The 14,664-nt window shown below is 70.0% G+C and carries 12 protein-coding genes; 3 read left to right on the top strand and 9 right to left on the bottom strand.

Translation table 11 applies throughout. From position 1 onward, the window contains the following. Window positions 1-38: 38 nt before the first annotated feature. The 8 genes from NO930_RS06495 to NO930_RS06460 form a co-directional block, all read right to left on the bottom strand. A complete protein-coding gene (locus tag NO930_RS06495; RefSeq protein WP_256402897.1) occupies window positions 39-176 on the bottom strand; it encodes a hypothetical protein in 138 nt (45 codons plus the stop codon). After that, window positions 173-940: a hypothetical protein gene (locus tag NO930_RS06490; protein ID WP_256402896.1), complete on the bottom strand. Its 768-nt coding sequence runs from the start codon at window positions 938-940 to the stop codon at window positions 173-175. The genes NO930_RS06495 and NO930_RS06490 overlap by 4 nt, the downstream gene beginning before the upstream one ends. Further along, window positions 940-1,944 carry a signal peptidase I gene (locus NO930_RS06485; RefSeq protein ID WP_256402895.1) on the bottom strand — a complete coding sequence of 335 codons (1,005 nt, stop codon included), beginning with the start codon at window positions 1,942-1,944 and terminating at the stop codon, window positions 940-942. The genes NO930_RS06490 and NO930_RS06485 overlap by 1 nt, the downstream gene beginning before the upstream one ends. Further along, on the bottom strand, window positions 1,944-3,035 hold the full coding sequence (locus tag NO930_RS06480; RefSeq protein ID WP_256402894.1) for a DUF7467 domain-containing protein: 1,092 nt from the start codon (window positions 3,033-3,035) through the stop codon (window positions 1,944-1,946). Before NO930_RS06480 ends, NO930_RS06485 begins: the two co-directional genes overlap by 1 nt. Then, on the bottom strand, window positions 3,032-3,808 hold the full coding sequence (locus tag NO930_RS06475; protein ID WP_256402893.1) for a hypothetical protein: 777 nt from the start codon (window positions 3,806-3,808) through the stop codon (window positions 3,032-3,034). The genes NO930_RS06480 and NO930_RS06475 overlap by 4 nt, the downstream gene beginning before the upstream one ends. Window positions 3,809-4,021: 213 nt before the next feature. Beyond that, window positions 4,022-5,731 (bottom strand): SipW-dependent-type signal peptide-containing protein, encoded by a 1,710-nt coding sequence (locus tag NO930_RS06470; RefSeq protein WP_256402892.1) that lies wholly within the window; start codon window positions 5,729-5,731, stop codon window positions 4,022-4,024. Window positions 5,732-5,849: 118 nt separating this feature from the next. Then, window positions 5,850-7,181: a SipW-dependent-type signal peptide-containing protein gene (locus NO930_RS06465; protein ID WP_256402891.1), complete on the bottom strand. Its 1,332-nt coding sequence runs from the start codon at window positions 7,179-7,181 to the stop codon at window positions 5,850-5,852. Between the two features lie 126 nt (window positions 7,182-7,307). Continuing rightward, window positions 7,308-8,807 (bottom strand): vWA domain-containing protein, encoded by a 1,500-nt coding sequence (locus tag NO930_RS06460; protein WP_137784121.1) that lies wholly within the window; start codon window positions 8,805-8,807, stop codon window positions 7,308-7,310. A 549-nt stretch (window positions 8,808-9,356) separates the two neighbouring features. On the opposite strand from NO930_RS06460, the gene NO930_RS06455 reads away from it, so the two are divergent. Beyond that, window positions 9,357-9,884 (top strand): DUF7344 domain-containing protein, encoded by a 528-nt coding sequence (locus tag NO930_RS06455; RefSeq protein ID WP_137784323.1) that lies wholly within the window; start codon window positions 9,357-9,359, stop codon window positions 9,882-9,884. Between the two features lie 37 nt (window positions 9,885-9,921). Here the strand turns inward: NO930_RS06455 and NO930_RS06450 are convergent, their stop codons facing one another. Continuing rightward, window positions 9,922-10,779: a DUF8054 domain-containing protein gene (locus NO930_RS06450; RefSeq protein WP_137784322.1), complete on the bottom strand. Its 858-nt coding sequence runs from the start codon at window positions 10,777-10,779 to the stop codon at window positions 9,922-9,924. A gap of 256 nt (window positions 10,780-11,035) precedes the next feature. Here NO930_RS06450 and NO930_RS06445 point away from each other — a divergent pair, with 256 nt between their 5' ends. Further along, entirely contained in the window at window positions 11,036-11,590 is a 555-nt protein-coding gene (locus tag NO930_RS06445; protein WP_256402890.1) for a DUF7344 domain-containing protein, read from the top strand. Window positions 11,591-11,807: 217 nt separating this feature from the next. Then, window positions 11,808-14,615 carry a DNA mismatch repair protein MutS gene (gene mutS / locus NO930_RS06440; RefSeq protein WP_256402889.1) on the top strand — a complete coding sequence of 936 codons (2,808 nt, stop codon included), beginning with the start codon at window positions 11,808-11,810 and terminating at the stop codon, window positions 14,613-14,615. The last annotated feature ends 49 nt before the right edge of the window (window positions 14,616-14,664 follow it).

Genomic DNA, 14,664 nt, shown 5'->3' with positions numbered 1-14,664 from the left:
CGTGCTGGGACCGGCGTCGCCGGGGCGTCGATCCGGACTCAGCCGAGCCCGCGGACGATCCCAGCGAGGACGCCGAGAAGCAGGAGGAGGACGAACAACAGAAGCACCGCGAGCTTCAGCCCCACCGGTCCACAGAGGGGGCGACCGGCGCGTCTCGGCCGACCGCAAGCGCTCACGCGCTCACCTCACCGGAGGCTGCGTCGCCGCCGCTTGTATCGCCACTGTCACCGGCGTCGTCGCTGCTCCCGTCGTCAGCGTCTTCGGCGTCGTCACCGGCATCCTCATCTCCGGCGTCGCCATCCTCCCCACCTCCGGCGGCGTCGCCCGCGCTGCCGTTGTTGTCGCCGTCGCCGGTGGCGTCGGCATCCTCATCGCCGCTGCTGGCTTCGTCTCCGTCACCGGCAGCGTCGGCGTCGCCGTCACCGCCCTCGCCAGCGTCACCGGTGCCGTCACCGCCCTCGCCAGCGTCGTCATCGGGAGCGGCGGAGTCGTCACCCGCCGGCTCGCCGGCGGCAGCGGTGTCGGGCGGCTCACCCGTCGTCTTCGGTTCGTCTGCGCCGTCAGTCTCGTCGTCGCTCTCGGGACCCTCTGCCGCGTCCCCGCCGCCCGTGGCGGGCGGCGTCGGGACCGTCGCCGATGGCGGAACGGCCCCGCCGCCGGGTGGCGATCTCGTGTTCTCTCCCGGACCCGGGGCGTTCGCCGGCGGACCGGGATCGGCCGCGACGGACGGGTCAGAGCCGTTGTCGGCGGACGCGGCCTGGGGGGCGTCGGGGACGTCCGCGGTCGGTTCCGGGACGGAGAAGTTCTCCGCGGTCTCGAACGAGACGGTCACGTTGGCGGCCGAGGAGAACGCCGCGAGGGTGTACCCGCCGCCGAACGCGACGCACCACACGAGCAGGACGGCGACGGCGGCGGCGGTGACGCCGCGTGAAGCGGGCATCACTCCACCTCCCCCGAGCCGTCCGTCTGCGCCGTGGGCGCGGGCGTCTCGTCGGCGGCCGGCGCGGAGGACGGGTCGACCGTGACCGGCTCCGCAGACCGCTCGGACGAGGACGCCGAGTCACCGGGGCGAACGCGGTCGACGACGCCGCTCGCCGGCACCCAGACCGCGAGCGCGCCGAACAGGACCGTCGCCGACGCGACCGCGACCGCGATCGACGCCGCGCTCCGGAGTTCGACCGCCGCGTAAGCGGCGTAGGGCGCGAACACGGCGAGCACGGCGGTCGCGCCGCCGACCGCGTCGACCGAGATCCCGCCAGTCTCGTCCGCGGCCGTCGTCGAATCGGCGACCGTCTCTGCGACGTCCGGATCGGCCCCAGCGTCCGAACCGGCCGGAGCCTCCGGACCGGCCTCGACGTCCGGATCGGCCCCAGCGTCCGAACCGGCCGGAGTCTCCGGATCGGTCGATGCGAGTGCATCGCCGGCGTCGTCGGACCGCGATCGGACGATGCTCCACAGTTCCGACGCCACGAGCAGTCCGAACGGGAGCACGACCAGCGCGAGAAAGCCCGCCCGCGTGCCGGCGAACTGGATCACGTAGCCGATGTACGGGATCGTCAGGACGACGACGCCGACGAGGTTCGCTCCCGGGACGAGCCCGGGATCGGGACCCTCGTTCGCGTCGCCTTTGGTCTCGAACTCGACGCCGCCGGCCGTGGAGACGACGCCGATCACCCGATGTGTCACCGGCACGTCGCTCGACCCGCGGACGAAGGTTATCACGTCGTCCTCGACGACTGTGGTGGGGTCGCGTTCGGCCACGACGACGACGTCGCCGGGAGCGATCGCGGGGGTCATACTCGGCGTGAGCACGACGAAGCTCTCGTCGGCACCGACGACCTCCGGAGCCGCGTACACCGCGAAGGGCGCCACGAGGACGATCAGCACGGCGATGCCGAGTACGTTCGCCGCCCGTTTCATCCGTGGTGTGAGAGTTGGTGTCATCAGTTCTCCTCCGAGCCGCAGAGCGGCTCGCCGGCCGTCGTCGTTCCGGCGGCGATCTCGAACTCGCCGTTCTCGCCGAACCGCATCCCGACCGCGAGCGGCTCCGAACAGCTCGTGTGAATCTTGACGCCGGCCGGGCGCTCGGGTCCGCCGTTGCCCCTTCCCGGACCGCTGTCGTCGCTTCCGGCGTCGCTGCCGTCAGCGGCGTCGCTGTCGGCGTCGACGTAGATGTTCGAGCCGAGCCAGCCCGGGTCGCCGTTCGTGGGTGCGTCGGAGCCGTCGACGACGAACGTCTCGTTCGGAGCCACGTCGCCCGCGAAGACGACGGTCCCGCCCGTGCCGACGCCGCCCGCACCGCCGCCGGTGGCGGCGACGGTCACGCGCGCGGCCTCGTCGCCGCGGTACCGGAGCGTGAGCGATCCGATCGCGACGCCGTTTTCGTCCTCACAGGAGACGCACGCCGGACCCTCACAGGCCCGTCCGGCGAAGGGGTTCGCGCCGGTCGCGGCCGTCTCGGTGACGTGTCGGCACTGTTCGGCGTACAGGCGGAGGCGAAGCGAGGTCGCCGTCCCGGCCAGCGCGTCGGGCGCGTCGGCTGGGAGCTCCGCTGTGACCTCGACCGCGAGCGCGTCGTCGGGGCCGAGACAGCCGTCGTCGATGCGCTCGCCGGAGACGAGGTCGGCCGCGACGGCGGCGAACGGCCGGAGCCCGTCCGTGATCGAGCGCCCGTCGACGCGGAGATCGATCCGGAGGGCGGCCGCGAGCGCGTCGTCGTCGGGACATTCCGCCGCGAGCCAGACCCGCGCGGGGTTGGTCCGGACGCCGACGGGGAACGTCTCGGTGACGCGTCCCTCGGGACCGCGGTCGATCCCCGACACGTCGACGACGACGCCGTCTGCGACGCCGTCACCGACCGTCAGCTCGACCGTTCCGGCCCCGAACCCGTTGTTCGCGAACGTCACGCGGTCCGAGAGGTACGCGCCGGTGCCGAGCCCGCTCGCCATACCGACCGCACCGACGCCGCCGATCCCGGCGAGCAGGCGGCGGCGGCTCAGGCCGCTCGACCGTCGTTCACCGTCGTCTGGGGTCACGACGTCCCTCCCGCGGCGTCGGGGGCCGCGTCGATCTCGAAGGGGTTGCCCTCGCTCCCGCAGTCGTCCGCGGCGAACTCGACCGTGAAGTCCACGGTCCCGCCCTGTCCGGCGTTGCCGCCGTCGGTGTCGAACGCCCACGCGAAGACCAGACACCGCCGCTCGTCGGCGGTGAGACACCCGCTGTCGAAGAGTCCCGGATTCAGTTCGATCCCCTCGGCGAGGTCGGTACCGTCGAACGAGGCCAGCGTGCCGTCGGCGATCGACTCGCCGTACGCGGCGAAGTCTCCCTCGGCACCCCCGCAGCCGCCGATCCCGAGGATTCCGGTGTCGTACCGGACGTCGAGCGAGATGCGCTCTGCGAGCGCGGCGCTCGCGGCGTCGGCGGTGTCGACCTGGGGTGAGACGCGGAGCCACACGCGGACGCCGTCGGGCGCGGTGTTCGCCGGGTCGTCGAGCCAGAGCCCGACGCTCGCCGTCCCGCGGTCGCCCGGCAGCGCGTTGTCGACGTCGACGAGCCGGATGCCGGCGCTCTCGACGTCGGTCTCGGCGTCGCTCGGGCTCGACCCGACAACGGCCCCGTTCTCGGTGCGTCGCCAGCCGACCACGAGGTCCCACGGCGTGTCTGACTGCGCGTACGTGTAGCTTGGATACGCCTCCCGGCTGGCCGTTTCCGCCGACCGGCCGGTCGCGGCACCGAGGACGGCGAAGCCGACGGCTCCGAGGCCCGCGAGCGTCTGTCGCCGCGTGAGTTGTGTGTCTTTGTGTGTCATGTGCTGTCGTGTGTGTTTCGTGTGCGGTTCCGTCCGAGACGGCAGCTTGCCGCCGCCGTCGCCGCCGATGGTCGTCTCACGCCCCCTGCGTCCGTATGTATGCACGACCTACCCGAGCGGTCCGCGTCTCCTACTCGGCCGCGCGGCCCTCTCAGAGGCGGGAGTCAGCCCGCCGCGGGCGTCCCGTTCGTCGCGGGGTCCCGCGTTCCGCGGTCAGGCGGCCTGTCCCGGTCCGGAGCCGTCGTTGTGACGCGCCTGCTCGGTGTAGAAGCCGAGGTCGAAGCCGAGCGTGTCGCCCTGAACCTCGTTGCCGACGTCGAACGGCAGCTCCCACGAGAGCGCGACGCAGTGCATCACGCCGTCGCCGCGGAACGGGTCGCGGGCCGCGTCGTCGGGCGCGTCGCCGAGTTCGTCGTACGGCGTCGCGCGGTTCCCGTCGAGGGGGACGCCGTTGCCGTCGGCGAGCGCGTCGAGGACGTTGCCGAGCGTGTCCTCCATGATGACCTTCTCCTGTGCGGTCTGTGCCGCGAGGTTGCCGAACACGGTCGGGATGTTGAGCGGGTCGTCGACGTTGTTAAAGAACGTCGCGTCGCCGCCGGTCCCGCCGGCCGGGCCGGCCATCGCCTGCAGCGTGCCGGCGCTGCCGTCGACGTTGATCGTGTAGACGTCGGTCGCGGGACTCGGCGAGGCCGCCCGCGCGTCGTCCGCCGCCCCGGTCGGCGAGGAGAACTGGGTGCTGCCGGTGCCGTTGAACGACTCGCCGTCCGAGAGAACGATGTTGCGCTTGTCGGCCGCCGGACGGCCGTTCGCGGCGAGTTCGTCCTGCGCGTCGTCGACGCCCTCACCGATGTAGGTGCCCGTCGCGATGCCGTTCGCGTTCGAGAACGGGTCCGGGTCGCCGTCGCCGTCGAACGGTGTGGAGCCCGCGCCGCCGCTCACGACGTTCGCGAGCTTCTGTCGGAGTCCGGAGAGCGCCGAGTCGACCACGGAGAGGTCGCTCGTCAGCGGCTGAACGATGCCGGTCCGCGGCTCGGTGTCGTCGCTTCCCTCGCCGTCGAAGTACGCCACGCCGACCTGCACGTCCGAGTTCTGCGACTGCAGGTAGTCGACGAACTGGCGGGTGCCGAGCTCGACGAGGTCGACCTTCGTCGTCTCCGGGTACGTCGTCCCGTTGACCTGAATGGGGTCGGAGTTGACGACGCCGCCGTACTGGTCGTACAGCATCGAGCCGGAGAAATCCAGCGTGAGCATGATGTCCACCGGCTCCGCGCCGTCGTAGACGTTGTCGCAGTCCTCGTCGTACCACAGCGTCGCCTCGATGGCGTCCGCGAGGTCCGCGGCGTTGTCCGCGTCGACGAGCGATTCGGGCTCCGTGAACGCGCCGCCGTCTTCGCTGACGTTGCCCGCCTGCATCCAGATGTAGCCGGGGTTGTCACAGAGGTGGAGCGAGAAGGTGATCTCGCCGGAGTCACCGGGCTTCACGTCGGAGAACTGGATCAGCGTCTCCATCTCCTCGCCCGTGACCGGGTCGGTGCCGAAGTCCGCCTCCTCCAGCGGCGGGATGGTCTCGCAGTCGAGCACCGGGATGTTCGCGCCGTTGCTGTCCTCGTCGTCCTCGTCCGGGAAGTCGCTGTACGCGAACACCTCTCCGTCTATCTCGATCGACTGTTCGCCGTCGCCGTCGTGGTCGGGGTGCGCGCTGACGAACTGGTGACCCTCACCGAAGTCGTACGTCTGCTGCCAGTCGACGAGCAAGTCGAGCTGACCGGCAGTGAGCGTGTTGTCCTCGAACGTCTCCGTGTCGTTGAAGTACGCCGTGGTTCCCAGTCCCGCGCCCGCGGAGGCCACGCCGACCGCGCCGAGGCCCGCCAGGAGCGTCCGCCGCGAGAGACCGACCGTGTCGATTGTTTCGTTGTCTGTCATGATTGGAAGTCCCCGAAGGGAAGTCCCACCGACGGAGTCGAACCGTCGTCCCGGCCGTCCGCGCGGGTCCGGGGTGGGAGGCGGTCACGCCGCCCGAAGCGGCGGGGTCGTCAGCGCGTCAGTCGCTGAACTCGACCGCGTTAGCGCTGTTGTAGAAGTCCGGGCCCAACGAGGGGTCGTCGTTGACCTTCGCGACCGGCCCCTCGCCGCCCGTGCTGCCGTATCCGAGCAGCCGGAACGTCGAGGATATCTCGCTGTTCGGGACCCCGAATACGATCGTGTTCCCGACCTTCGCCGCCGAGAAGCCGGCCGGGAGCGACTGAGCAGCGCCGTAGCTTCCGCCGTTGTTCTCGACGTATCCGAACGGAGCGTCCGGGAAGCCGGCGTTGGGCTGCCAGATGAGCTGCCAGTCGTGCGTGCCGTCCGCGTCCGCGTCGACCGCCACGGGGAGATTCGTGCTGGAGTAGTCCGCGGTGTCGAGGAAGTCCACGCCGTCGCCGTCGTCGTCGAACGCGAAGCTCAGAACGGTCTGATTCTGGCCGAACGAGACGCTGGTGTAGACGTTACCCTCGGTGGGGTTCCCCAGAGTCTGGCCCTTCCAGTCGTTGTCGTACGCGGTGACGACGGTCTCGTCCACGCAGGGGTTGTGGGTCCCGTCGTTGTGGCGGGCCTGGACCGCGTAGAACTCGAAGTCGAACGTCACGGAGTCCGTCTGGATCTCGTTGCCGACCTCGACCGGGACCTCCCACTCGAAGCAGACGCACTGCTCTGCGATGTTCGGTACATCGTCCACGAACGGTTCGGTGACGCCCTCGAACGCGGGGCGGTTCGCGAGCGGCGCGCCGCCGTCGCCGTCGCCGGACAGCGGGACGCCGGCCTGCAGCGCGAGCATGACCTCCGCTAGCGAGCCGGAGATGATCTCGTCGCCGACCACGTTTCCGCCGTCGCCGTCGTCGGTACAGTACGAGACGGTCACCTGCATCGCGTCGGCGATCTCGCCCGCGCCCTCGCCGGGGTCGCCACCGGTCTCGTCGTCGTCGGACTCGGGCTCAGTCTGGCCGTTCTCGTCGTTCGCGGTCAGCTCGCCGCACATCCACATGTACGCGGGGTTGTCGACGATCGAGAAGCAGAACTCGCCCTCGCCGGAGTCGCCGGGCTTCAGGTCGGAGACCTGGATGCTGAGGGGTTCGCCGTCGCCGCCGCCCACGACGTTGCCGTCGATGAACGTTCCGGAGGGGGTAGAGTACTGCGCGTAGCTACCCTGATCTTCCGAGTAGTCGACGTGGACGAACAGGTCGAGTTCGCCGGCGGTCAGCGTGTTGTCCTCGAACGACTCGGTGTCGTTGAAGTACGCCGTGGTTCCCAGTCCCGCGCCCGCGGAGGCCACGCCGACAGCCCCGAGTCCGACCAGCATCTTGCGCCGCGAGAGTCCGATTGTGTCGTCGTTCATTGTGTATCATCCCCAATGGGGAGTCCCGCCGGCGGTCGCGAACCGCCGCGTCGGCCGCCCACGTCGGGTGCCGAACGGGGAACCGAACGAGGTGATCGTTCGGGGTGGTTGGACAGCTCCAAAGAGCTAGTTCGAGCTCACGTTGCCGGTGCCGTTGGGGGCGGGGCCGGGGCTGGTGCTGTTCGCCTCCGTCCCGTTGAACGCCACCTGCGGGTTGTCGTTGTGCCGCGACTGCTCGGCGTAGACGGCGAGGTCGAAGGCCACGGAGTCGGTCTGGATCTCGTTGCCGACCTCCGCCGGGAGCGTCCACTCGAAGCCGATGCACTGAGTGGTCGCGCCGGGGTACGGCTGGCGACCCTCGTCCTGGCGGTTGCCGTCGAGCGCGACGCCCTCGGACAGCTGTCCGAAGACCTCGCTCATCGTGCCCGAGGCGATCTTCTGTTCGCCCGCCAAGACGATCTGCGCGATCTCGGCGTAGACGGTGTCGAGGTCGGCCGGGTCGGGTGCGACGAAGGCGTCGTCCGGCGAACTCGCGAGGCTCTGGAGCAGCGAGGTGTTCGCGCTCCCGAGCGCGATCGTGAAGATGCGGATGCCCGCGTTCTTCGCGGCGTCCGCCGCGTTGTTCGCGGCAGTGGCGCTGGAGTTCCCGTCGCTCAGCAGGATCATCACCTTCGACGCGCCGGGAGTGGCGTTGCTCCCGTTGAGGAGTTCGTCCGCACCCACGTTGATTCCCTGATCGATGCTCGTGCCGCCACCGTCGCTGTAGGCGTTGATGGCGTCCTTGACGGCCTGGTAGTTCGTGGTCAGCTCCTGGTCGAGCGACGCGGAGCTGTTGAACGAGATCGCGGCGGCCTCGTCCGGTGCGGAGAGGTTGTCGACGAACCCGTTCGCGGCGGCCTGGAGGTCGTCGATCGAGCCGTCCATGGATCCGGAGACGTCGCTGACGAGGGCGACCTCCAGTTCCTGTTGCTGGCCCGTGCCGGTGGGCTCGTACACGTTGTCGCAGTCCTCGTCGTACCAGACGCAGACCTCGATCGCGTCCGCGAGCTCGCCCATGCCCTCGCCGGGGTCGCCGCCGGTCTCGTCGACCGCCGACTCTGGCTCGCTTTGCCCGTTCTCCGCGTTCTCCGTGATCTCGCCCGCGAGGTAGAGGTACGCGGGGTTGTCACAGATGTGGAGGCTGATCGTCACTTCGCCGGAGTCGCCGGGCTTCACGTCGTCGAGCGTGAACACCGGAATTCCCTCGCCGTTGACGAGGTACTCGTCCGCCTCGGGCGAACAGAAGTCGAAGTCGTCCTCCATGACGAGGTCTTCCCACGCCTGCATGTCCGCGGGGCTCGGGGTCTGGTCGAGCAGGTACCGGCCGTCGCCGAGGTCTTCGGCGTCCGGGTAGCCCATGTCGACGACGTCGTCCAGACGGCCGGGGCCGCCGAGGTACGTCGACTTGTAGTCGAGCTTCAAATCGAGTTCGCCCGCGGTGAGCGTGTTACCCTCGAACGTCTCCGTGTCGTTGAAGTACGCCGTGGTTCCCAGTCCCGCGCCCGCGGAGGCCACGCCGACCGCGCCGAGGCCGGCGAGCAGCTTGCGCCGCGAGAGTCCGATCGTGTCGTTGGTGTCCGGTTTCATGGTATCACCCGACTCACGCCCGTTCCGCGCTCGGCCAGCGGAAGTCGGTTACTACCCCCTCTAGGGGATAGCTACCTAGTTACGCGCAGCCATGTCACAGTCAAACGAGGAATTCGACGAGTAGAACGCCTCAAGCGACGAATCGAATCGTCCGTTCGATCGCGTCAAACGAACCCTTCGATGCGGTCACACGACGCCTTCGACCGACGGTCCGGCGTGCCTACTCGCGGGGATCGGAGCCGCAGGGAGACCGTACTCGCGGCCGGGAATGCGGAACGAAGGCCATACTCGTACTCGCCGAAGCGGTACGAACCGACTGCCGGGCGAGCGGCGCGTCGAGTCGTCCCGCCGCGCCACTCGGGCGGGAGACCGCGCCGTCCCCGCCGGAGTCCGCCGGTATCGCCGTCAAACGGCGGTCGAGACGGGAACTGGGAGACGCCGCGCCGCGCTCGATGGGCGGGTAGCGAGACCATACATATGCCCCTATCTCGCGCACGGGAAGACGTACCAGTCGGGCACCGCCGCCGCGGGCCCGGACCCACCCTCACCATGAAATTCAGACGCGACGTCCTCCCGGCCGAACAGGTGTACGCCATCCTCGCGAACGAGCGCCGCCGCCGCGCGCTCGAACAGCTCACCGACGTCGGCGGGGTAGTGACCGTCCACGAGCTGTCGACGCTCGTCGCCGGCCGAGAGACCGGCGAGACGCCCCCGCCGACGCGGTGTCGCGAGAGCGTCTACACCTCGCTCGTTCAGACGCACCTCCCGAAGCTGGAGGCGCTCGGCGTGATCGAGTACGACCGCGAGACGCAGACGATAGAACTCTCGCGACACGCGCGAGACGTGGGGCTCTACACCGAGATCGTCGCGCGCGGCGGCGTGACGTGGTCGGAGCTGTACCGCGCGCTCGGCACCGGCTCCCTGCTCGTCGTGCTCGCCGCGCACCTCGACGCCCCCGGCGTGTCCGCGGTCGACCCGATGCTCTGGACGAGCCTCGCGCTCGGGCTGTTCGCCGCCGCCAGCGCGTATCAACTGTGGATCAACCGGTTCTCCGTGGTTCGTCACCTCCGGCGGTGAAGACGCTCGCCGGGGGCGCGGGAGGCGACGCCGGCCGTCAGTCGCGTTCGACCGCGATCGACTCGGGGAGGTCCATCTCGAACAGCCGCGCGTCACAGCCGCGACAGCGGGCGGCGACGACGTCACGGGAGGTACAACAGGACTCGACGACGCGCTCTTCGAGCGCCACGTCACCCGCGCAGGCGGGACACTCGTCGACGAACAGTCGGAGCGCGCCGAGAGCCGCGCTGCGCGCCCCGAGCGGGAGGGCGGCCCAGTCGTCTCGGCTCGCCGCGAGCACGCGGTCGGCGGCGACGTCCGCGCGGAACGCGGGTCGGGACTCCCAGCGACCGATCACGGAACCGTCTGCGAAGGCGACGCCGGACGCGCCGTGCCAGTCGAGCGACAGCGTCGCCTCGTCGAGCCCGGTGAGCGTCGACAGCGCCGCGAGGTCGGCGTCCGCGCGCGCCGCGGCGACCGCGCCCTCTCGGTCGAGGGCGTCCCGCCACGCGTCGGCGAACTCCGGCGCGAACGCGAAGTCGTTCCCGTCCGCCGTCTCCGCGAGGACGCCCGCGGACAGGAGATACGCTTCGGGATCGAAGCCGTCGGGGACGGCGGCCGATTCGGCGTGCCGGTCGGAGTCTTTCCCGAACAACGCGAGCGCCCACGACGGGAGGTAGCGCTTCGTGAGTTCCGGCGTCCCCGGGACGAGGTAGCCGCGGAGCCAGATCGCGACGAGCGATCCGACGAGGACGACCGCGGCGAGCGCCGGCCCGAGCGAGGGGCCGACCGCGACGGCGATCACGGCGGCGAGCGTCGCGGCGATGCCGAGATTGACGATCGTACACGGGACACAGCGGTTCTCACCGGTGTACTCGGGGCGTCGAAGACGGCCAATAGTGTGTGAGGCAGTCATACAGAGAGGGAGGCGACACGCGGTCGTATGTATGGGCAGCCTACCGCGGGAACGGTCGTCGCGGCGGCCGTCGGACGCGCCTCCGTAGAAGTGAGTCGGTGCTGTCGAATGATATGGAGATACTACACACAGTTCCGATACATCCGTTTTATAGGCACATGATAGCACTAAACACGGTTTTGTCAGATATATCTCTGTAAGGGAAAGTGATATGTTATATGAAGGAAATATCTTTGTGAGATACTGTGCCAGAGCTATGACATCACAACACACAATTATAGAGAAGCCTCCGGTAAACGAGAGCGGGGAGCCCTCGCGCGACGAGGTGTTCTCGGCGCTGAGCAATCGGCGGCGTCGGCACACGATCCGGTATCTGAAGCAGGTCGACGCCGAAGCGCGAGTCAGAGATATCGCCGAACAGATCGCCGCGTGGGAAAACGAGGTCGAGGTCCCGGCGGTGACGTACAAACAGCGCAAGCGCGTGTACACCGCGCTCCATCAGTCCCACCTCCCGAAGCTGGCGAAAAGCGGGTTCATCGAGTACGAGCCGGACAGGGGGCTCGCCTCGCTCACCGACGAGGGACGCGACCTGGACGTGTACCTCGAGATCGTCGGGCAAAACGAGATCCTCTGGGGCGAGTACTACCTCGGGCTCGGAGTCGTCTGCGGACTGTTGGCCGGCGCGGCGTGGATCGGGACCGTCCCGTTCGCGTGGCTGTCCGGCTACGCGTACGCGGGGCTGTTCGCGGCGCTGTTCGGTATCTCCGGGGCCGTCCACCGGACGGTGACGAGACGGAACCGGATCGGGTGATCGCGCGACGAAACGCCGAGTGACGCCGCGGCGGGGCGGGGGATCGGCGAGGCGGAGCGGGGGGGTCGGCGAGGCGGAGCGGGGGGGTCGGCGAGGCGGGACGGGAGGTCGGCGAGGCGGGACGGGAGGTCGGCGAGGCGGCGGGACAGCGCGGGGTCGACCGCCGAGTCGCCCGCCACCCGCAGGGTTTTACCCGCCCACGGCGGGAGTACGCTGTATGGCTACGGGGATCGTCGGGGAGTTCCTCGATCTCAAGGCGGAGACGGACGCTGACGTCCTCGCGATGCAGTGTGGCGACTTCTACGAGTTCTTCGCGGACGACGCGGAGCTGGTCGCAGACGAACTCGACTTGACCGTCTCACAGAAGTCCTCGCACGGCTCGTCGTACCCGATGGCGGGCGTGCCGCTCTCGGAGCTGACGCCGTACGTGAGCGCGCTCGTCGAGCGGGGCTACCGCGTCGCCGTCGCCGATCAGTACGAGACCGACGACGGCCACGCCCGCGAGATCACGCGTGTCGTCACGCCCGGCACGATCTTGGAGACGACCGGCGACGACGCGCGGTACCTCGCGGCGGTCGTGGGGGGCGACGACGCCGGCGGCGGTGACGCGGTCGGGAGCACCGAGGGCCCCTACGGACTCGCGCTCGCAGACGTCACCACCGGTCGGTTCCTCGTCACCGAGGTCGCCGACGCGGGCGACCTGCGGGCGGAGCTGTACCGGTTCGACCCCGCGGAGGTGCTGCCCGGGCCCGGGCTCCGCACCGACGACGACCTGCTCGCCGCGGTCCGCGAGGAGCTGTCCGGGTCCGTCTCGCTTTTCGACGCCGAGGCGTTCGCGCCCGGCCGGGCGACCCACGCGGTCCGCGAACAGTTCGGCCGCGAGACCGCAGACAGCGTGGGGATAGACTCCGAGTTGGCTCTGCGGGCGGCGGGCGCGGTGCTCGGCTACGTCGAGGAGACCGGCGCGGGCGTGCTGGCGTCGATGACGCGGCTCACCGCCTACGGCGACGACGACCACGTCGAGCTTGACGCGACCACCCAGCGCAACCTGGAGATCACGGAGACCATGCGCGGCGACGACGAGGGGACCCTGTTCGAGACGATAGACCAGACGGTCACCGCGGCCGGCGGCCGGCTGCTACGGGAGTGGCTCACGCGCCCGCGGCGCGACCGCGCCACGCTGGAGCGGCGGCTCGACGCGGTCGAGTCGCTGGCGTCCGCGGCGCTCGGGCGGGACCGGCTCCGCGAGACGCTCGGCGACGCCGCCGACCTCGAACGGCTGGCCGCGCGGGCGACGAGCGGGAGCGCGGGCGCGCGAGAACTGCTCTCGGTCAGGGACACCCTCGCGTTAGTCCCCGCGATCGCAGACGCGGTCTCCGGAGGCGACCTCGCCGACTCGCCGGTCGCGAGCGTCCTGGACGGGATCGACCGCGACCGCGCGGCCGAGTGGCGCGAGGAGCTTTCCGCCGCGCTCGCCGCCGACCCGCCGAAGACGAAGACGCAGGGCGGGCTGATACGGAAGGGGTACGACGCCGACCTCGACGAGCTGATCGCGAGCCACGAGGAGGCGAAAGAGTGGCTCGACACGCTCGCAAAGCGGGAGAAAGACCAGTACGGGCTCAGCCACGTCACCGTCGACCGCAACAAGACGGACGGCTACTACATCCAGGTCGGCAAGTCGGTCGCCGACCAGGTCCCCGAGCACTACCGCGAGATCAAGACGCTGAAGAACTCGAAGCGGTTCGTCACCGACGAACTGGAGGAGCGCGAACGCGAGGTGCTCCGGCTGGAAGAGGCCCGCGGCGAACTGGAGTACGAGCTGTTCGAGGCCCTCCGCGAGCGAGTCGCCGACGACAGCGAACTGCTGCAGGACGCGGGGCGAGCGATCGCCGAACTCGACGCGCTCGCCTCGCTCGCGACCCACGCGGCCGGCAACGACTGGACGCGTCCCGAGCTGACCGACGAGCGCCGGCTCGCGGTCGAGGCCGGGCGGCATCCGGTGGTCGAGCGGACGACCGACTTCGTCCCGAACGACCTCGCGCTCGACGCCGACCGGGGCTTCCTCATCGTCACGGGGCCGAACATGAGCGGGAAGTCGACGTACATGCGACAGGCCGCGCTGATTCAACTGCTCGCGCAGGCGGGGTCGTTCGTCCCGGCGCGGTCGGCCGAGGTCGGGCTCGTCGACGGGATCTACACCCGGGTCGGCGCGCTCGACGAACTGGCGCAGGGGCGCTCCACGTTCATGGTCGAGATGCAGGAGCTGTCGAACATCCTCCATTCGGCGACCGAGGACTCCCTGGTTATCCTCGACGAGGTCGGCCGCGGCACCGCCACCTACGACGGGATCTCGATCGCGTGGGCGGCGACCGAGTACCTGCACAACGAGGTCCGCGCCCGCACCCTCTTTGCCACTCATTATCACGAGCTGACGGCCCTGGCCGACCACCTCCCGCGCGTCGCGAACGTGCACGTCGCCGTCGACGAGCGCGACGGCGACGTGACGTTCCTCCGCACCGTCCGCGACGGTCCGACGAACCGGTCGTACGGGGTCCACGTCGCGGACCTGGCCGGAGTACCGGACCCGGTCGTCGAGCGCGCCGACGCGGTGCTCGACCGGCTCCGCGAGGAGAAGGCGATAGAGGCGAGAGGCGGAGGCGGCGACGGCGGGAGCCGGGATCCAGCGGAGACCGAACAGGTCGTCTTCGACCTCTCGTCCGGGTCGTTCGCCGGGGACGGCGCGGAGAGCGATGCGCCGTCGGCGGGCGACGCGGAGAGCGGAACGGCTGTGACCGGCGAGAAGACGGCGAGCGACGAGACCGTTCCGGGCGACGAGACGGCCGCGGGTGGCGCGGTCGCCGCCGCGGCCGAGTCGGGAGACGGTGGAGACGGCATCGGGGGGATCGATCCGGAGACCGAGGCCGTGATCGAGGAGCTGAGCGAGGTCGACGTCGCGTCGACCGCGCCGGTGGAGCTGCTCTCGCGGGTCCAAGAGTGGCAGGCGCGGCTCGACGACGCCACGTGAGGGGGCGTCTGACGTAAGAACTAATGTCCGACCTCGTCGTGTGGTGTGT

Source organism: Halorubrum salinum, from assembly GCF_024494575.1.
Classification (GTDB): Archaea; Halobacteriota; Halobacteria; order Halobacteriales; family Haloferacaceae; genus Halorubrum; species Halorubrum salinum.
The sequence above is the reverse complement of the archived record's forward strand: the minus strand, read 5'-3'. Positions and strand labels throughout refer to the sequence as shown.